Genomic DNA, 18,141 nt, shown 5'->3' with positions numbered 1-18,141 from the left:
ACCGGTGGCCGCAGTGTGGTCACGCTCTGCCTGCGAGCAACTCATCCAGCTGCGCGAACTGCTCGGGCAGGCCTTCGGCAGAACCGGCGAGGGCTTCGTCGAGGGCCGCTTCTGTGGGGTAGAGTTCGTGGAAGGTGACCTGCGTCTTGCCGCCATCTTCCTCGAACGTCACCGTGGTCACGGCGCCCTGATCGCTTTCTTCGTTCGTCCACACGATGCGCTCGTTCGGCGTCACTTCCCGGTACGTGCCGAAGAACGCCATCGGTTGATCGGACATCGGATGGCGGAAGACGAGGCGATACGTGCCTCCGGTGCGCACGTCCATGTCGCACGAGAGCAGCGACAGGCCCGCCGACTGCGGAACCCACCAGCGCCTGAACAATTCGGGTTTGCTCCACGCTTCGAAAACGATGTGCACCGGGGCATCGAACGTTCGCGTCACGACGAGTTCGCGGTCGGACTTGCGTTCCACGGCGGTGCGGTTCATGGCGGCGGGACTACCTTCTTTTGCTTTGGGCATCTGCCTTCTCCTTGCATTTCATGTGCTCGACAAGCTCGTCCAGCGCGTCGAAACGTGCGCTCCAGAGTTGGCGGTGCCGCTCGATCCAGGCGGCCTCTTCTTCCAGCCGGCGCAGCCCGAGTCTGCAGGTTCGTACCCGCCCGACCTTCTCCGTGGTCACCAGCCCCGCCTGCTCCAGCACGCTGACATGTTTCTTCATGCCCGTGAGGGTCATGTGAAACCTTTGGGCAAGGTCGGTGATCGAGGCGTCCGCCCCCCCGAGCTGCTCCAGCACGCCGCGTCGGGTGACGTCGGAAAGTGCGGCGAACGTTGCGTCGAGACGGGCTTGATAGTGAACCATGTGGTTCACAGTAAACCGCATTCGGGCAGTTTGCAAGCGGATGATTCCCCGGGGTCGAAAGCGGACGCCCCAACCTCGCCAGGGTCCCGCGACAAAGGCGACAAAGGGGACGGAGGTAATTAATCCAATTTAACCACCTCCGTCCCCTTTGATTGTCCCCTTTGATTCGCTGGCGCGTGCGCGCCGCGCGCGGCTTCGACGACATCGCGCTGCACTACACCGTGGACGGCAGCGAGCCGACTGCGCAGTCGCCCGCCTTCGGCGACGTGCTGGACCGCTACCTGCCGGCCACGCTGAAGATCGCGCCTTTCCGCCGCGGCGTGCCCTACCTGCCCAGCCAGACGTTCCAGAGCGTCGACAACAAGGTGCTGGGCAAGCCGATCAACTACCTCACCGGCCCCGACCCGCACTACGCCGGCACCGCCACGCAACTGGTCGACGGCGTGATCGGCGACGACGACTTCAACGACGGCCTGTGGGTGGGCTGGCGCGGCGCCGACCTCGACGCCACCCTCGACCTGCAGCCCGCCACGCCGTTCCACCGCATCCAAATGCGCTTCCTGCAGCAGAGCGGCTCATGGGCGCTGCTGCCCCGCCGCGTCACCTTCGCCGTGTCGGACGACGGCAAGAGCTGGCGCACGCTGCAGTCCACGCCGATCGCGGTGGACCCGATGGACCTGCGCGCGACCATACGCACCGTGCGCTTCGACGCCGCCGCGCCGGTGACCGCGCGCTACCTGCGCGTCACCGCGCAGAACTACGGCATGTTGCCGGCCGGGCATGAGGGCGCCGGCAAGCCGGCGCATTTGTTCACTGACGAGATTCTCGTGCAGTGAAACTCACGGATGGCTTCGTTCGGGAGTTCTGTCGATTGGCGTCAGGGGAGTGGGATGGCAAGCGAGGCAGGCGTCAGATCGTTTCGATGGTCGGTTTCGGCCAGGACCGGTCGTTCAACGTTTGAGTTCAGTGGCTTCCGAAGTCAATACACTGCAACGAATGGTCAGGGCTTTATGAGCCCCCATCCAACCTGAGTTTCACGGTTGTAGAAGCCGTAGCCATTTGTCGGATAGGCCGTGTTCGAGACGCCAAACTGCGCGATAGCGTCAAGTACAGCCGGTAGTTTGAACGGGATGTGGATTACGCGAGCCTTGCCGTTCGTGATGCGTGACGCAAGAGCAGGAGGCCAATAATTCGCAAGGTCTGCCGGTGCCAGTATCGAGTCGAAGTCCGGATAGACAGCGATGATCGGCATCTGACACACATCTACGGCGTGAGCTATCTCGAATGGAACCCAGTCGGTGTCGTTTTTTGTCGTCGTCGTCAGGACAAGCACCATGTGCTTGGAGTTGTTGAGGCGCGCGACCAGCGACCGACGCAAAGTTTCCTTTGTTGATGAATCTCGTACTGCCGCTGTCTTCTCATGGCTGTTGATTAATGTGAATTCGATGTTCTTGTTAGCACTCCACATCTTCATCGTGTTGTAGTACTTGATATCTGATGCCGTGGGATCAGTCGTTCCGCCAGCGTGGAAGGCGACATAGGAGCCGTTTCGGTAAGTCATTAGTTTCTCCGGAAATTCCCGATTAATGCCGCGCCCACTCTGTCGCCAGCAGCTATTAACGATCCAAACAACGAATGGCGGCAATGCTCTCTATTCGCCGTAAGCGATCAGCCGCCGCAAGAGTTAGAAAGGCCCGCACGCTAGACGCCGTTCTTCACCGATGCGATGTCCAAGAGATTGATCTGATCGATCTTACTCTCGTGAATGACGATGGTTAGCTTTGCAGGATACTTGAACCGCATCTCGCTGATCCGGAAGGTCCACAGCATGATCTTCAACAAGTCCTCATCGCTGATCGTCTTGTGACCCTTGATACGGGTAATTCCAGAGCCAAAAATAGTTGTTGACACGCTTTGCTGGGCATAGACCTTATTAACTTTGTCCCAGAAGTTGATGAGGAACTCTAGGTATTCCGGCATCGTCAGGTTGGCCTGGTTGTTAGCGTCAAATCGGGCAAAGGCCGTGAGGAGGAAGTCGTTGTACACGCAGATCGTGCCAAGCCGGTAACGCGTCGTCTTACCGATACGTCGCTGAACCGTGGTCTCGAAAATATCCCCATCGTCGAATCGAAAGTTCGCGATATAGTCGTCGAGCGCCTCGACAGACTCCTTCAGCTCAGACTCGATAAACTTTCCGTTTAGCGATGCCTTGCTGATGATGACGTTGTCCACCCGGGTGTCTAGGTATTCGTTGAAAGCAATCGCCTTCAGCCCCTTTTGCTTGAAAATGTCACCGGTGGTGATGCTTACTTTACTTCCTTCAATCTCGATGCTGATTTCACGAAGCGAATTCGCGCGCACCCAAGTGGCGACGTGGATCAGGGCAAGCACGGCCAAGAACGCGATGCCAGCCCCTATCTTGTAGTCGGCTGGTATGTCGACGAACAACAGGACCGCGGACAGGACGGTTGATGCGCCCGCAACAAATTTCACGGATCTCTTGATCACATTTCTGTCGAAGAACGTGACTTTTGGTTTCATGTTGAACGATTCCCCTGACCTTCTTTCTTTCGCAGCATCAAGACTTGTAGCCGTAGGCCTTCGCCAGAGCCTTTGTGTCGAGCATGAAGTCCTTGTCCTGCAGCGCCGATGGTAATTAATCCAATTTAACTACCTCCGTCCCCTTGATCTGCCGCGGTTGGCGGCGTGATCCATGCTCACGATCCATTCTATCGACGGAGCGCGTTTAACAGATGTCGGCCGTCTCGAATTTCCCCACTTGGTCCGACAATAGGAAACCCCAAATTAGGGGCATAGAACTGGCGCTGTGAGAAGCTGATCGTCATGGAATTCATGGCAGCCACAGTTTGCTTGGTCGCCGGGTGCCTGCCTTCGCGACCATCGAACTCTCCAATCATGCCGAGGTTCTTGGAAACGGGAAACCAAACCCGCGTTTCCTTCATGCCATGGCCAGGGTGATCTCGATAAAAAAGCGGCACTGATTCAGGTTCTTTCCAAGACAAGTTGACGGGATGATCCGACGTTACAAATGGTCCCGTGTCCGCGGTTGCCTCAAGCAAGAGCCACCGACGTTCCATCAAAAACGGCATGACCGCATCCAAGCTCACAAATTCCATGCGGATGTGATGCTCACGCGCCACGTCGATGGTGTAAGCCTTGCTGTCAAAGAATTTCTTCGCGGTTTCGTAGCTCGTGTCGCCTTTCGGCTCTTGCCCAGCCTCACGCATTTGCCTCAGTTGGCTCTCCCAGCGCTCAGGCGTTGCCAGGGTCAAATCCATTATCCGCTCAGCGATCGACGCTTGAAACTTTCGCCATTGCTCTCGACGGGCGGGAGAACGAACGTGAAGCAAGCCCGCCAGTGTCAGCACGTTGTCCAGCACTTCTCCTTCAAACTTCGCTCCCTCAGCAAGAGCCCGCAACCCCAGGGCCGCACCCGTCTCGAACTCGGACAAGGAGTTTTCTAGCGCGTCCGGATCAATGCCCTCCGCTTCAATTCGATTGAAGTCACGCAAACTGCCGACGTTGCGTGGCGTCGTGGGAAATGATTTCCCGGTTTGGCGGTCAATGCCGATCAGCTTGGACTTCTTGCTTCCGTTGTCGGTGAATCCGCGCAGATAGCATTGTGAAAGAAAGTGATGGTTGTGGGCAGGCATCGTTGGTTCAGTGACTCTGAGGCATACCGGCGGCTTGCTCGGCTTCATGCTGGACTATCGGGGTTGCTGGACTATCGGGGTCGGGTTCACTTACTGCCGTGAGAAAGTGAACCTGATCCCGATCTTGTCTTACCTTTGGGTGAGGCGATGCCAGCCCGACACAACTGATAGCTGCGCTTCGCTCTGCCGCATTTCATCCCTGCAAGACGGCGTAGTGCTGCTTGAAGTCCGAAAGCCGCACCGTCTCGGCTACTTGCCCAAGGACCGGCAACTCCCTGTCCGCACGCTCCCGATCAAAACGATCATCTAAGATGAACAGAAGCCCGATATCGTCGTCGCCCTGCGTGGCGAGAATCGCTTTGCGTAGGCGCGCGCTGACCGACTGCGCGGTCGGCGAGATCGCATCGACGTAAGTTTCGCCCCAGAGGAAGTCGAAGCTGTAATCCAGCCCCTTGAGCTTGACGCGCGGGTTGATCGTCAACTTTCGATTAGGAGCTTTTGCCTTGAGCAGACGCTCCACTTCATCGGTGAGGCTGAAGTCCTCGTCGTGCTGGTCGAACCGTTCCGACTGCCAATCGGCGATGCCGCAGAACATCCGAAGAACTTGCCCCATCCACCACGCAGCTTGACCTTCCGGAATGAGGGCTTCGATCGCACCGTTCTCCGCAATTTTAAACCCCATTCGATCTGTGACAGCCTCTAGCCCTTTCAGGTGTCGGCGGGTATCAATGTCGATGCCGTAGTTCTGCAACGCAAAGAGGGTCAGTCCGTCGTCTGTAAAGAGGAACGCGTTGCCACGCTTGATCAGGTAGAAGTCCAGCGGCTTGCCATCAGCGAGCAATACCGGTGTGCTGACGTACAGGGTTTCCTCCGCACGTCCTTCGATCTTTGTGCAGTGCCAACCGTTGTTGGCGCTGAACCATTGGCAATCGAGGGTGATCATCCGAACAGCGTGTCGCTCAGTGGATGTGTTAGGCGAAGGTCGCCATTGTCACGGACATGGACGTGACGCCGGAAGCGTTCGATCCAACCCGTGACCGAAACCATGCTGATGTTGCCGCGAACGGCGCGGGTGAACTGTTCAAGTCGCGCGTCGCCTAGATGGACGTGCGGCCCCTTAATCCATTCGGCTTGACCGCGATGCGAAACGACATGCACCGGGTAGACCTCAAGCATGAACACTCGATGATGCGTGCGCCCCTGCAATGCCATGAGTGCAAACGAGTAGACATCGCCGGTCAACGGCTTGGGGCTATAGACGCCCTTGAAGTAGAGACCCGGAATCGACGCATGATTGTGGTCGAGCAATTGGCTCGTCGCCTTGAGCGATCCAAGGTGATTGGTCTTTTCGTCCCAGACCAGCTGCTCGGACACGAATTTGACCCTGCGACATTTTTCGCGGCACTCGTCCAGCCATCCCATGCTTGTACCTCCCCCAGCCCGGTCACCATATAAGCGGGGCCGTCTGGGGTAAAGGACTATCGGGGTCAGGTTCACTTACTGTCGCGAGGAAGCGAACCTGACCTCGATCTTCAACGACGATTTCCTCGCATTCAAGAAGCCCGGCTTCCAGCCCGAGGACCTGTGCAGCGCATCCTGCATTCGCCGTGGACACATTGAATCCGTCCGCGACATCGGCCCGGGATCCTGTCGAACGAGACTGAAAGAGCCGAGCGCGGCATGCGGGAGTCACAATCGCTGCACGCCGGGAGCCAGACGCCACCCTAAAAGAGTCGGCCTTGGCACTCGGAGAGCCAAGCGCCGCAGGAAAAGAGCAAGCCTGGCACTCGCGGGAGCCACGCTCCGCCGAAAAAGAGCCGCGCTCGGCTGGAAAAGACCCGGCGTCGGGACTCGGCGAGCCAGGCGCCGGTGGAAAAGAGTCGGGCTTGGTACCGGGAGAGTCGCGGGCGGGTCTTTTTTGTCGCTGGGTTAAGCTGCGTCGAAGCCTCCGCTTTGGTCAGGTTGAGAGGGCCCGGGTTTGACGGACACCTTTGAACTTGATCTACCCCCCCTTGTGAGGCGGTGAGCCGTGGACGACAGGCCCGCAGGGGCATCGGCATGATGCCGATGCCTTTTCGCCAGCACAGGGATGTGCTGGCGAAAAGCCCGGCCGCGGCTCACGGACTTGTCGGGCTGCCGAGGGCATGGATGCCCGAGTTGAGGCAACGCAGGAGCGGTTGCCCGAGCCCGGCAAGCGCCGAGGAGGGTGGCCTTCTCTTTACTCCGGGCATCCTGCCCTTCGCCCTTCGGGCCAGCTTCGCTGTTCGCGCTGCTCCTGCAGCGCAGTGGTGACTTTCTCTTGGCCATTCAAGAGAAAGCCATTCGCGCGCCGAAGGCGCACGAAAGCTTTTGCTTCGAGGTCGCTCTGAAATGAGCTGGATGGCTATCTCGAAGCGGCTGCTTCCGGCGCCAGGAGCAGACGTTCAAGGAGACTATTGCATCAGGTGGTTTCGCCATCGCAGCAGTGCCTCTACCACCTCCGCGTCGCGACCAGGGTTGGATCCCACACCGATATGTTCCGTGCCTAGCCAATTGAGATAGGCGGCGACATCTCTGCCGTCCAGGGTCCCTTTGAGCAGCTGAAACACCTGTGGAACATAACTTTCGTACTCATCTCTAGCCTGCGGGATGCCAGCAACTCCGATGGGATCCCACCGGTAGTGAAGCACTTCATCGATCCTACGGAGAAGCTCTTTGTCTTGTGGCGAAAGATTCACGGTGTCATCCCAGACCGGTTGTTGACGACACCCGCGATGAGTCGAAGCCGGACGCTACGACCTCACCGAGATGGGGCGAGCGCCCCGGCTATGGCCGACCGCCACTGCCGGTGATGGTTCGTCGCAGCCTCGAGTCCGACGCCCAAATACAGCCCCTACACAATCGGCACCTGACTCACATTGTTCTTCGGATCCATCCAGAACGACTCGTTGACGAAGCGGCCGAAGATTTCGCGCGGCAGGATCGAGCTGCGCTCGATCGGTTCCACCTTCGGGCGCACGCTGTGCAGGCCGGGCATGCCGACGCGGGCGTCGAATTCGTCCGCGCTGAAGGCGACGTTGTCGAAATCGTGCTCGAACCACGGCTCACCGATGAACTGGTAGACCGCGCGCATTGCCGCCAAGGGGTTGCGGACCAGGCTCTCGTAGGTCAGCAGCAGCAGGTGGCCCGGGGCGTATTGGCCGTAGAACGCGTCCTTGGTGGCCTGGAAGGCGAAGCCCACCATGCCACGCGGGTCGGTCAGCGCCTCGACGCGCGAGTACACCGTGGTGTTGGTGTCGAAGCGGAACACCTTGCTGACGCCGACCGGTTGCCGGCGTACCAGCCGTTCCATGCTGTCCAGCACCCAGGACAGCTGGCGCACGCAGGCGATGACCTTGGCCTGCGGGAACAGCGTGCCGAGCAGCGGCATGCGGCTGCACCACAGCCGGCTGGTGTCGAACACGACGCTGGCGTCCGCCTGCTCCGCGTAGAAGTTCTCGGCCAGGCCGCGCAGCATCGCGGCGCGCTGGTTGTCGGAAACGTCGAACGAGAAATCGTTCTTGCTGCTCGCCTCGGCGATCACCATGCCCATGATGTCGGCCAGCGGGCTGGTCATGCCGGCGCGGAAACGCGGGTTCTGGTTGAGGATGGCGGCCAGCAAGGTGCTGCCCGAGCGTGGCAGGCCGGAAATGAAGTGGAACTTCCGGGCCGGCTTGGCGACGTCATGTGCGGCAGGCATGCGGGCACTCTCCTCTGGCGGTGACGTGGATGGCGAAGACGCCCGGCGGGCTCGGTCGGATGGTAAGGCGATCGGCTAGGAGCGTGGGCGGTGGGAACCAAGGGAGCGAGGCAAAGCGATTTCGAGCCAGGTTTTTCGATCGTTTGAGGAAGATAGCCGTAGCTATCTGACGAAAAGGAGCGGAAAAGCTGGCCGAAAGCGCGAAGCCGCAGCCCCTTGAGTTCCTGCCGCCCACGCTCCTAGGCGATGCGCGCCGTCGAGGCACGGATGCGCATCTGGTAGTCGACCACGACCATCCCGGCCTCGCCCTTGTTCAGTACGCGCCGCAGCAGTTCCTCGGTGGCGCGCCGGCCCATCTCGCGCACGGGCTGGTGGACGGTGGTCAGCGGCGGCCACACCTGGGTGGCGATGGTGGTGTCGTCGAAGCCGCAGATGGATATCTCGCGCGGAATCGACACCCCCGCTTCCGCCGCCGCCCAGATCGCACCCACGGCCATGTCGTCGTCGGCCGCGAAGACGGCGGTCGGCCGACTCGGCAGGGCCAGCAGCTGGCGCATGGCCGCCACGCCCGACTCGAAGGAGAACCGGCCCTGCACCATGTACGCCGGGTCTTCCTTCAGCCCGGCGCGCGCGAGGCCGTCGCGATAGCCCGCCAGGCGCCAGATGCCGGCGCCGTGTTCGAGGTCGCCGATGATGTGGGCGATGCGCCGATGACCCAGCGAGACCAGGTGTTCGACCATGGCCGCGGCGGCTTCGCGCTCGTGCAGCATCACGCCGATGCAATCCTCGGGGTGGCGCGGCGCGATCGAGGCGAACGGCACGCCCTGCCGGCGCAGGCACTCGAGCAACTGCGGGTGGTCGGTGAGCGGCGGCGTGAGGACCAACCCGTCGGGCCGGTGCCTCGACAGGATGTCCTCGACGCGCTCGACGAAGTCCGCCGCGGTGGACACCAGCGGCTGCACCATCATGCTGTAGTGCTGCGCCTCGCACGCTTCCAGCACACCGGCCTGCACCTCCATGATGTAGCTGGGCGAACGGTTGTCGTACAGCAGGCCGATCATGAAGGAGCGATTGGCCGCCAGGCTGCGCGCCGAGGTGAGCGGCCGGTAGTTCAGCGCGGCGACGGCATCCGCCACGCGCTGGCGCATGGACTGGCTCACGTTCGGATCGTTGTTGAGCACCCGCGAAATGGTCTTCTTCGATGTGCCGACGGCGCGGGCGACGTCGTTGATGGTCACGCGGGTCATGCAAGTCTGGCCTTGTTCAATGGCTCTGTTCCTGTGCGGCAGGCTGGGCGACCAGCGGATAGCTGCGCGCGGGCGCATTCCATCCGCTCACTTCGACGACCGGCGTCGCCGCCCCCTGCCCCGCGTAACGCGCGGTCAGGGTGATCGATTCGCCGGGCCACAGCGTCACGTCGTTGTCGCTCCACCGGATCGGCAGCACGGGTTCGCCGCCGGCGGAGCGCTTGACCGACACGTGCTGGAACAATGCCACGGCCGCGGACGAGGCGGGAACCGCCAGCGTGACGGTGACCACCTCGTCCGCCCCGCTGTGCTGCAGCGTGGCGCGGACCTCGCTCGTCGCCGCCGGCAGCGACTGCAACGCGGTGAGGTCGGCGTAGCGCGTCACCGGCGTGAGGTACCAGTTCGAATGCGCCCAGTCGAGCTGATCCGCTTGGGTCGGCAGCCAGTACACGTTGCGGCTGATCGGGCGGGCATCGGCGGAAGCCAGTTCGAGTTCGATGAAGTACGTCGGCGACAGGCCGGCCGGCGCCGGCAGCGTCGCCACTTGCCGCGTACCGTTGCCGGGCAGGTCGATGTTCTGCACACGCCGCTCGTAACGCACGCTGCCGTCCAGGTTGCGCACGCGGATACGTGCCTGCAGGCCATGCTCGCCGGTCAGCGTCTGGTTGACCAGCAGCACGTCGCGCGTGTCGTACGAGTACTGGATGTGCACCGGCTCGTTGGCCTTCTTCGCCCCGAAGTAGGCGCCGGCCGGATTCATGTAGTAGTCGTACAGATGCCAGTGCAGCGACGGCCAGGCGTTGTTGAGCATCCAGTAGATCACGCCGGTCGAGGGCTTGGCCGCATCCCGGTGCGCGTTGTACGCCTCGAACTGCGCGCGCACGTTGTCGTAGTTCTCCAGTTGCGCCTTGGCCACGTAGTCGGCGAGGTTCTTCGGTGCGCCATAGCGCTTGGCCAGCGCGGTGTCGAACGGCGCGAGGCTGGCGAAGGTCGACCAGTCCGCGGCGGCGTGGAACTGGCGCACTTCGGGGTGCCGCCACAGCGTCTCCAGCTCCAGCGGCGACAGCATGCGGGTGAGGTCTTCCAGTCGCGGGATGTCGGCGCCCGCACTGGTTTCGGAGTTGAAGCCGAACGCGCCGCCGAGCTGGTCGGCGTACCAGTAGGACGGCGGCACCCAGGCGTAGGGCCCGGTCATCTTCATGCCGGACGGGCCGGTCTCGGCGGTGGCCTGGTCGACGGCCGCCGCGATGATCGGCGTCGACCAGTCTTCGGCCTGCAAGGTGTCGACGTACATCTTCGCGAGCGCCGGCGGCGGCGCGTTGTCGCTGCCGATCAGGAAACCGATCACCGACGGATGGTTGCGCAGCAGGCGCGCCTCGCTCGCCATCGAGGCTTGCGCCACTTTCATATCCGCGGCATCCCATGGTGCGCCGCCGGTCTTCGCCGCCGACTCCCATTTGTCGCAGCATTCCCAACCGGCCAGGATCATGATGCCGTCGCGGTCGGCCAGCTCGTAGAAGCGCGCGTTCTCCAGCTTGCCCTCGCTGCGGATGGTGTTGAGGCCGAGGTTGCGCACGTAGCTGAACTCGGCCTCCATGCGCGCGGGGTCGTCGCGCAGGAACATGTCCGGCGCCCAGCCGGCGCCGCGGATGAGCACCGGCAGGCCGTTGATGAAGAACTGGCGGTAGCCCTGCGCAGTCAGCTTCGAGCTGACGCTGCGGATGCCGAACGTCGCGGCGGTTTTGTCGGAGGTCGCGCCATCGACGGTGGCGGCCAGCTGCAACGCATACAGCGGTTGCGCCCCCATGCCGGCGGGCCACCAGACGTTCGGATGGCTGAGCTTGAGGCCGGGGTCGGTCTTCGGCGTGAATGCGACGGTCTGCGTTTCGCCGGCGGCGAGGCGGATCGTCCGCCGCAGCGAAACCCCGGCCACCTCGCCGGTGATCGTGGCCTCGCGCGCCACGGTGTCGAGGTTGCGCGCTTCCACCTTCACCGTCAGCGCGGCGTGCGCCAGATCGGGCAACGACAGCGTCGGCGTCACCTGCGCGAAACGCAGCTGGATCGGCCCGGTGCGCACGATGTCCACGCCGCGCCACGGGCCCATGTTGTTGTCCGGCGGGGTCGGGTTCCAGTCGACCCAGCCGATCGACAGGCTGCGGCGCGGGTCGGCCGGATGCACGCGCAGCGCCAGGACGTTGCTGCCCGCATGCACCCACGGCGTCACGTCGAGCTCGTGCACCGGATAGGCGCCGGCGACGCTGGCCTGGTCGGCGACCAGGTGCCCGTTCACCCACACGTCGGCGCTGGCGATCATGCCGTTGGTGCGCAGCAGCGTGTGCAGCCCGTGCGCTCCCTCGGCGAGGGTGAACTCGGTGCGATACCACCAGGGGTTCACGAACAGCGTGCCGCTGGCGTCGGGCGCCTGCACCGCGCGCAGGTTGTCGCTGTAGAACACGTCCTTGTACGCGCCGTTTTCCAGCAAGCCCGCCATCACCGTGGCGCGGCCGCTCACCGGGTACCAGCCGCGGGTGGAAAAACCGGCGGCGGAAATCGCGGCGCCGTCTTCCTGCGCCTTGTCGCTGGACTGGATCTGCCAAGCGGCCACGGCGGTGGTGGAACCGCCGCCGCCGTCCACCCGCGTGGGCGCGACGACTCCGCTGCGCGCGGTCGGCACGGCCGCCGAGGCGGCCAGCGCGAACGTCGACAGGAATACGGTGGTGGCCAGCAGGCGCATGGCGTCAGTCCTTCTCGAGATAGGCTTCGCGGATTTCCACGGGGGCGAACGGCCAGGAACGATTCACCCTGGCCCAGAGCGCGAACACCGCCAGCCCGGCGACGATCCAGATGCCGGACAGGATCAGCGACAAGGTGGACGCGGACAGGTAGACGTAGATCCAGCCCACCAGCGCGATCACGCACGGCACCGGGTACAGCCATTGCCGGTATGGCCGGGGCAGTTGCGGCTGGCGCTTGCGCAGCACCACCAGCGCGGCGATCTGCGCGATGAACTGCACGATGATGGTCGCGGCCAGCAGCATATTGATGACTTCGGCCAGGTCGAAGAAGGTGCCGATGGCCGTGATCACGCCCATGGTGAGCAGGGCCACGTGCGGGAAACCGTGCTTCGCATGCAGCTTGCCGAACACGGACAGGAACACCTTGTCGTGCGCCGCCTGGAACGGCACGCGCGAGCCGCCGAGCAGGCCGGCAAACACCGAGGCGAACGCGGTCACGATGATGAGGATGGTCATCACCGCGGCGGCGCTGTGGCCCCAGCTGTGCTCCACCACCAGCGACGCAATGGATTTGGATTGCGCGATCTCCTGCCACGGCGCCACGCCGAGCACGCTGATGTTGAGGATGAGGTAGACGAACATCATCGCGATCACCGAGATGATGATGGAGCCGGGCATGGTCCGGCCCGGGTTGCGCAGCTCGTCGCCCATGTAGGCGGTGGTGAAGTAGCCGAGGTAGTCGTAGATGCCGATGATCAGCCCCGCGCCGAGGCCCACGAAGAACTGGCCGCCGAACATGCCGTCCGGGTAGCTGAAGGCGAACTCCGGATGGAAATCGGCGAAGCCCGCCGCGGACACGCCGACGACCGAGAGCAGCATGATCACCCACAGCGCGATGGTGATCACGCGGATCGATTCGATCCGCCGGTACAGCAGCAGGGTGACCAGGGCGGTCGCCAGCAGGCTGATCAGGTGCACCGGCCACCAGCCCAGGTGCGGGAAGAAGAAGCCCAGGTACTCGACCATGCCGATGATGCCGGTGGACATCAGCAAGGGGATCGTCAGCAGCACCGTCCAGATGAACAGGAACGGCATCAGCTTGCCGGTGCGGTACTGGAAGGCTTCGCGCAGGTAGACGTAGGTGCCGCCGGAGCCGGGCATCGCCGCGCCCAGCTCCGCCCAGACCATGCCGTCGGCTACCGCGAGCAGGGCACCGACGATCCAGCCGATCACCGCCTGCGGCCCGCCCATGGTGGCGACCATGATCGGGATGGTGATGAACGGCCCGATGCCGCACATCTGGGTCATGTTGATCGCGGTGCCGGTGAACAGGCCGATGGAGCGATGGAAGCTGCTGCCGCGGGTGGGTCGTGTGGTGGTGGTGGCCTGCATGTCAGCCTTGCCGTCGTCGGGCGCGTCGAGGTGGAGGATGGAATGGCTGTTGCGTCGTGCCGGCTCGCGGGTGCCGTGCGCATCCGCGATACGGATTACCTCGATCTTGTCGCCTTCGGCCCCGGCTGCGGCACGCGCAGGTCATCGGCGTGCCGTCCGATCACCACTGACCCCGGATGCCGACCATGAACATGCGCTCGGAGTAGTTCGAATGCCCCGGCTGGTCGGGCCACACCAGGTAGTAGCGCTGGTACTCGTTGGTGAGGTTGGTGCCGTCCACGAACACCTCGGCCGTCTTGGCGATCTTGTACGAGACCGACGCGTCCAGGTACTTCTGCGGCGCCTCGTACATCTCCATGCCGGTGATGCCGCCGACGTCCTCCGACACCGCGCGCCGCGAACGGTAGTTGTACGCGACGCGGGCCTGGAAGCGGTCATCCTGGTACCACAGGATGAAGTTGCCGGACTTGGTCGAATTGTCCTGGAACGGGATCTTGTGCCCGGCCAGGTCGGTTTCACCCGAGTCGCTCGGCGCGTAGGTGGCGTTGATCTCCATGCCGGTCTTGGAGAGGAAGCCCGGCAGGAAGGTGAAGCCCTGGCGGTAGTCGAACTCCATGCCGTGGATGCTGTTGCCGGTGCCCTGGATCGGCTCGGTGATGGTGACGCAATGATTGCGCACGACGCCGTCCTCGTCCGGCAGCGTGCAGTCGATGACGCTGCCGCTCTTGATGAAGCTCTGCACGTTGATGCGGAACAGCGCGAGGCTGATCATGCTGGTGGGATTGATGTAGTACTCGAGCGAGGCGTTGTAGTTCTTGGAGCGCCACGGGTCGAGGTTGGGGTTGCCGCTGGAGCTGCCGGCGGCCACGCGGAACAGCGGGCCCTGCGGGGTTTCCACCAGCGAGTAGTTCAGCTGCAGGCCGCCGCCCCAGGTGCTGAGGTCGAGCGGCATCATGTTCTTGGAGAAGCCCAGGCGGAACTTCAGGCTGTCGGTGAGATCCAGCGCGAAGTTGGCCGCCGGCAAGTAGTCCTTGTAGCTGCGCCGGGTGACTTGGGCGCCGACGTCGGCGGGCTCGGTGCCGTAGGCGCCCGGGTCGCCGCTGAGGCGCTGGGTGACGCCGAGGTTGGTGCGGATCACGCGCAGGCCGACGTTGGCGCTGTACGGCATGCTGCCGAGGGTGCCGTCGAAATTCGCCTGCAGATAGGCCGAGGTTTCCTTGATGCCCACCGCCCAGGTGGTGCCCGGTTCGCCCTGCCGCTGGGTCTGCGGATAGAGCGACTTCCAGTACGCCTCGGGGTTGTCCATCGCATGCGGGTCGATCGCCCAGAAGGTGATCCCCGAGCCGAGCAGGTTGGCGTACTGCTTCCAGTGGCTGGCCAGCGGCGCGGGCGTGTTCGGAATCTGCTGCGCCGAGAGCGGGCCGGCGCGGAAGTAGCCCAGGTCATTGCCCGCGGTGCACGAGCCGCTGTTCAGCACCACGTCGGCGGCCACGTAACGCACCAGGCATCCGTTCGGGTCGCTGGCACCCATGCCGCCGTACACCGGGGTGACCAGGGTGTAGCCGACGTTGTCGGCATGACGGATGCTGTTGCGCACGCCGAAATCCAGCTTGATGCCGGTGCCGAAGTCGAAGTGCCCGTCGAAGCGGACCGCGTTGAGGGCGACCTTGCGGTCGTAATCGCCGGAGGACTCCAGCGTTTTCATGGTCCAGCCGTTGGGGTCGGCGAACTGGGTGGCCAGCGACGAGGGCAGGCTGACCATCAGGTAGCGGCCACGCAGGTCGGCAACGATGGGGACCGTGTTCTGCGCCATTCCGTTGGCGTTGAAGACGCGGTTGCCGCCCAGTTCGTCGGGGTAGATGTAGGTGCCGGGCGGCACGGCATCATCGGGCACGCCGTCCTTGAGCACGTTGCCCCACATCTCGCCATTGGAATTGGAGATGTTGAGGTCGGTCTCCACGTTCGACTGCTGCGCGGTGTCGTGGATGCCGCGGATGCTTCCGGTGAAGGGCCCGCCGTTGTCGAAATCCAGCTGGGCGTTGAAGTTCTTCGCAATGGAATTCCTGCGCGTGACCTGCGAGAACGACTCCACGTCGCCCGGCCACTTTTCGTAGACCTGGGTGGTGTACAGGTGGGTGCCGTCCCAGCCCGGCTCGGGCGTGCCGTAGGAGCCGGCCACCGGGCGGCCGGTGTCGCGGGACTGCAGCGGCACGTAGGTCGCGCCCTGCCAGTTGGTGGAGTTGATCTGGATGCCGACGTTGCGGTCGAACTGCTTCTGTTGCGCGTAGAAGTAGTCGCTGGTGAAGGTGAATCCGCTGCCCATGTCCATCTGGAACGAGGCGCTGCCGGATTTGCGCTTGCGCTGGGTGGTGATGTCGTACAGGCCGATGTTCTGGCTGCCCATGAACACGCCGTCGGACTTGCCGTCGCCGTTGACGTCGACGCTGCCGTCGGGGTTCTGCACGATCTGCGGAGGAATCGGCGCGCCGTTCCACGGGGTCAGGAAGCCGTTGTAGCCGCCGGCGCTGGCCGCGTTTTCACCGTTCAGCACCACGCCGTACTGGTCGAGACCCTCGTTCGAGTTCGACCGCGTGGTGTCGGAATAGTCGGCGGAAACCAGCAGGCCCCAGCGGCCCTCGTCGTTGTACGAGATGAGCCCGTTGGCCTCGGGCCCCCACTTGCTGCTGGTCCGCCCGCGCTCGCCGTTGGCGGAGTAGCTGTAGGTGAAGCCGCTGGGGAGGTCCCACGGGCGATAGGTATGCAGGTCGAGCGCGCCGCTGATGCCGCCGTCGGTGGTGCTGGCGGTGGGCGACTTGATGACGTCCACGCCATGGAACAGCGTGGCGGGCAGCATGGTGAAGTCGGGCTGCTGCGAGTCGATCTGGTCCGCCGTGATGAACACTTCGCCGTTCAGCATGGTGCCCACCTCGGGCAGGCCGCGCACGTCCACCGTGGTGCCCACGCCGGCGTCGCGGTTGACCTGCACGCCGGTGACGCGTTGCAACGCGTCGGTGATGGTCACGTCGGGCAACTGGCCGATGCTCTCGGCGGTGATGCTGTCCTGGATGTTGGGGGCCTGGCGCTTCAGTTCGATCGCGCGCATCTGCGAGGCACGCACGCCGACGACGGTGACGGCAGACAGCGAGACTGCATTCCTGGCGTCCTTGTCCGCCCCGGCGCCCTTCTTCCTGGACTCGGCTTTCTGGGCATCGGCCGCGGGTGTCGCCGATGCGTCCTGCGGGGCAGCGGTTTGTGGCCCCGCGGCATCCGGGGCGGTGCCCGGGCGCGGTGCCGCCGTCGCCGACGTCGCCACCGCCGCCAGCAAGGCCATCGATACGGCCAACGACAAGGGGTGCCTGCGATGTAGGGTGGACATGAGCCTTACCTCTTGGTTGATGCGTGCAGCGCCCCCCGGGGCACGCCGCGCCTGAGATACCACTGGGCCGCCCCGAGCACGCCATTGCGCCCGTGTTCGGTGACCCACACCGGAACCCGCGCAAGGAACGCGCGCACGCTGCGCCCGTGCAGGAACCGCTCTTCGAAAGCGCTGCGCTCGAGCAGCGTGAACATGGAATGCAGGAAGCCGCCGGCCAGATACACGCCGCCCGTGGTCATGAAGGTCATCGCGAGGCTGCCGGCGAAACTTCCGAGCGACGCGCAAAAGATCTGCACGGCTTCCACGGCCCGCGCGTCGCTGCATGCGGCGGCCGCGGCGGTGACTTCCCCGGGCGTTGCCAGCCGCGGCGCTTCCCCCTGCAATGCGCACAGCGCGGCGTACAAGGTCAGCAGGCCGGGGCCCGACACGATGCGCTCATACGCCACGTAGCCGCCCTGGGGCGCCAGGTGGGCGAGAACCTCGCGTTCGCGGACCGAGCCGGCGGCGAAATCCATCTGGCCGGCTTCCGTCGCCAGCACGTGGCCGCCTGCCGAGCCGGGCAAGCGCACGGCCGCACCCAGGCCAGTTCCCGGCCCGATCATCAGGATCGCCCCCTCGGCCCGGATCGCCGGTCCACACAGAAGGCGGGCGCCACTGGCGGGCTCGTTGCCGAGCGCGTATCCCAGGGCCTCGAAGTCATTGAGGACGGCAACGTCGTCCAGCGCCATCGCACGGCGCACGTGCGCCAGGTTGATTGGCCAAGGGGAATTGTCGCTCAGCACCTCGTCGCCCTTTACCTGGCCGGCGCAGGCGAGCACGCAGTGCCGCACGCTGGTCCGCGCGTCGCGGTCCACGAACGATTGCAGCAGCTCCGCCAGTCCGCCGAACTCCGCGCAGGCGAGCTTGCGATAGGCCAGCACTTCGACCTCGCGCCGCTGGTCCTGGGGCACCTGGATCAGGGCGACGCGGGCAAACGTTCCGCCAACGTCGGCTGCCAGAAATGGCATCGCCGGGACATGCGCTGCTAGATCGAGACGGGTGCTTGCCGCGTCCACTGTGCCTCCCCGCACTGGAACGGCATCAGATTGCGAGCCATTGTCACCGGTGTCAACTTGCGAAGCAGCAAGCCAAATACCGGA

Annotated in this window: 14 protein-coding genes; 1 reads left to right on the top strand and 13 read right to left on the bottom strand. The window is 63.8% G+C overall.

Features of this window, described 5'->3' with window-relative positions; all coding sequences use genetic code 11:
- Positions 1-19: 19 nt before the first annotated feature.
- Entirely contained in the window at positions 20-520 is a 501-nt protein-coding gene (locus R5H19_RS07045) for an SRPBCC family protein (RefSeq protein WP_318158281.1), read from the bottom strand.
- The gene (locus R5H19_RS07040; RefSeq protein WP_318158280.1) at positions 498-860 is read right to left on the bottom strand and encodes a metalloregulator ArsR/SmtB family transcription factor; all 363 of its coding nucleotides are present in this window, start codon (positions 858-860) and stop codon (positions 498-500) included. Before R5H19_RS07040 ends, R5H19_RS07045 begins: the two co-directional genes overlap by 23 nt.
- A gap of 152 nt (positions 861-1,012) precedes the next feature.
- Here R5H19_RS07040 and R5H19_RS07035 point away from each other — a divergent pair, with 152 nt between their 5' ends.
- On the top strand, positions 1,013-1,696 hold the full coding sequence (locus R5H19_RS07035) for a discoidin domain-containing protein (protein ID WP_318158279.1): 684 nt from the start codon (positions 1,013-1,015) through the stop codon (positions 1,694-1,696).
- Between the two features lie 164 nt (positions 1,697-1,860).
- On the opposite strand, the gene R5H19_RS07030 is transcribed toward R5H19_RS07035, so the two are convergent.
- From R5H19_RS07030 to R5H19_RS06980, 11 genes are all read right to left on the bottom strand, one after another.
- Positions 1,861-2,421: a TIR domain-containing protein gene (locus R5H19_RS07030; protein WP_040673615.1), complete on the bottom strand. Its 561-nt coding sequence runs from the start codon at positions 2,419-2,421 to the stop codon at positions 1,861-1,863.
- A 140-nt stretch (positions 2,422-2,561) separates the two neighbouring features.
- Positions 2,562-3,401 carry a macro domain-containing protein gene (locus R5H19_RS07025; RefSeq protein ID WP_318158278.1) on the bottom strand — a complete coding sequence of 280 codons (840 nt, stop codon included), beginning with the start codon at positions 3,399-3,401 and terminating at the stop codon, positions 2,562-2,564.
- A 188-nt stretch (positions 3,402-3,589) separates the two neighbouring features.
- On the bottom strand, positions 3,590-4,582 hold the full coding sequence (locus R5H19_RS07020; protein ID WP_318158277.1) for a DUF4238 domain-containing protein: 993 nt from the start codon (positions 4,580-4,582) through the stop codon (positions 3,590-3,592).
- A 145-nt stretch (positions 4,583-4,727) separates the two neighbouring features.
- Positions 4,728-5,477: a DUF1828 domain-containing protein gene (locus tag R5H19_RS07015; RefSeq protein ID WP_318158276.1), complete on the bottom strand. Its 750-nt coding sequence runs from the start codon at positions 5,475-5,477 to the stop codon at positions 4,728-4,730.
- Positions 5,474-5,956: a hypothetical protein gene (locus R5H19_RS07010; protein WP_318158275.1), complete on the bottom strand. Its 483-nt coding sequence runs from the start codon at positions 5,954-5,956 to the stop codon at positions 5,474-5,476. Before R5H19_RS07010 ends, R5H19_RS07015 begins: the two co-directional genes overlap by 4 nt.
- A gap of 1,450 nt (positions 5,957-7,406) precedes the next feature.
- Positions 7,407-8,252: a sulfotransferase gene (locus R5H19_RS07005; RefSeq protein ID WP_318158274.1), complete on the bottom strand. Its 846-nt coding sequence runs from the start codon at positions 8,250-8,252 to the stop codon at positions 7,407-7,409.
- A gap of 239 nt (positions 8,253-8,491) precedes the next feature.
- Positions 8,492-9,499 carry a LacI family DNA-binding transcriptional regulator gene (locus tag R5H19_RS07000; protein WP_318158273.1) on the bottom strand — a complete coding sequence of 336 codons (1,008 nt, stop codon included), beginning with the start codon at positions 9,497-9,499 and terminating at the stop codon, positions 8,492-8,494.
- A 16-nt stretch (positions 9,500-9,515) separates the two neighbouring features.
- The gene (locus R5H19_RS06995; protein WP_318158272.1) at positions 9,516-12,233 is read right to left on the bottom strand and encodes a sugar-binding domain-containing protein; all 2,718 of its coding nucleotides are present in this window, start codon (positions 12,231-12,233) and stop codon (positions 9,516-9,518) included.
- A 4-nt stretch (positions 12,234-12,237) separates the two neighbouring features.
- Entirely contained in the window at positions 12,238-13,626 is a 1,389-nt protein-coding gene (locus R5H19_RS06990; RefSeq protein ID WP_318158271.1) for an APC family permease, read from the bottom strand.
- 160 nt (positions 13,627-13,786) lie between these two features.
- Positions 13,787-17,002 carry a TonB-dependent receptor gene (locus tag R5H19_RS06985; protein ID WP_318158270.1) on the bottom strand — a complete coding sequence of 1,072 codons (3,216 nt, stop codon included), beginning with the start codon at positions 17,000-17,002 and terminating at the stop codon, positions 13,787-13,789.
- Between the two features lie 5 nt (positions 17,003-17,007).
- On the bottom strand, positions 17,008-18,057 hold the full coding sequence (locus tag R5H19_RS06980) for a glucokinase (RefSeq protein ID WP_318158269.1): 1,050 nt from the start codon (positions 18,055-18,057) through the stop codon (positions 17,008-17,010).
- Positions 18,058-18,141 lie beyond the last annotated feature (84 nt).

The organism is Rhodanobacter sp. KK11, assembly GCF_033345435.1.
Classification (GTDB): domain Bacteria; phylum Pseudomonadota; class Gammaproteobacteria; order Xanthomonadales; family Rhodanobacteraceae; genus Rhodanobacter.
The sequence above is the reverse complement of the archived record's forward strand: the minus strand, read 5'-3'. Positions and strand labels throughout refer to the sequence as shown.

Bases quoted from the DNA above. Each gene is read 5' to 3' on its own strand.
- R5H19_RS07005 (WP_318158274.1), bottom strand. From the start codon at position 8,252: ATGCCTGCCGCACATGACGTCGCCAAGCCGGCCCGGAAGTTCCACTTC.
- R5H19_RS07020 (WP_318158277.1), bottom strand. From the start codon at position 4,582: ATGAAGCCGAGCAAGCCGCCGGTATGCCTCAGAGTCACTGAACCAACG.
- R5H19_RS06990 (WP_318158271.1), bottom strand. From the start codon at position 13,626: ATGCAGGCCACCACCACCACACGACCCACCCGCGGCAGCAGCTTCCAT.
- R5H19_RS07030 (WP_040673615.1), bottom strand. From the start codon at position 2,421: ATGACTTACCGAAACGGCTCCTATGTCGCCTTCCACGCTGGCGGAACG.
- R5H19_RS07000 (WP_318158273.1), bottom strand. From the start codon at position 9,499: ATGACCCGCGTGACCATCAACGACGTCGCCCGCGCCGTCGGCACATCG.
- R5H19_RS07010 (WP_318158275.1), bottom strand. From the start codon at position 5,956: ATGGGATGGCTGGACGAGTGCCGCGAAAAATGTCGCAGGGTCAAATTC.
- R5H19_RS07025 (WP_318158278.1), bottom strand. From the start codon at position 3,401: ATGAAACCAAAAGTCACGTTCTTCGACAGAAATGTGATCAAGAGATCC.
- R5H19_RS07015 (WP_318158276.1), bottom strand. From the start codon at position 5,477: ATGATCACCCTCGATTGCCAATGGTTCAGCGCCAACAACGGTTGGCAC.
- R5H19_RS07040 (WP_318158280.1), bottom strand. From the start codon at position 860: ATGGTTCACTATCAAGCCCGTCTCGACGCAACGTTCGCCGCACTTTCC.
- R5H19_RS06985 (WP_318158270.1), bottom strand. From the start codon at position 17,002: ATGTCCACCCTACATCGCAGGCACCCCTTGTCGTTGGCCGTATCGATG.
- R5H19_RS07045 (WP_318158281.1), bottom strand. From the start codon at position 520: ATGCCCAAAGCAAAAGAAGGTAGTCCCGCCGCCATGAACCGCACCGCC.
- R5H19_RS06995 (WP_318158272.1), bottom strand. From the start codon at position 12,233: ATGCGCCTGCTGGCCACCACCGTATTCCTGTCGACGTTCGCGCTGGCC.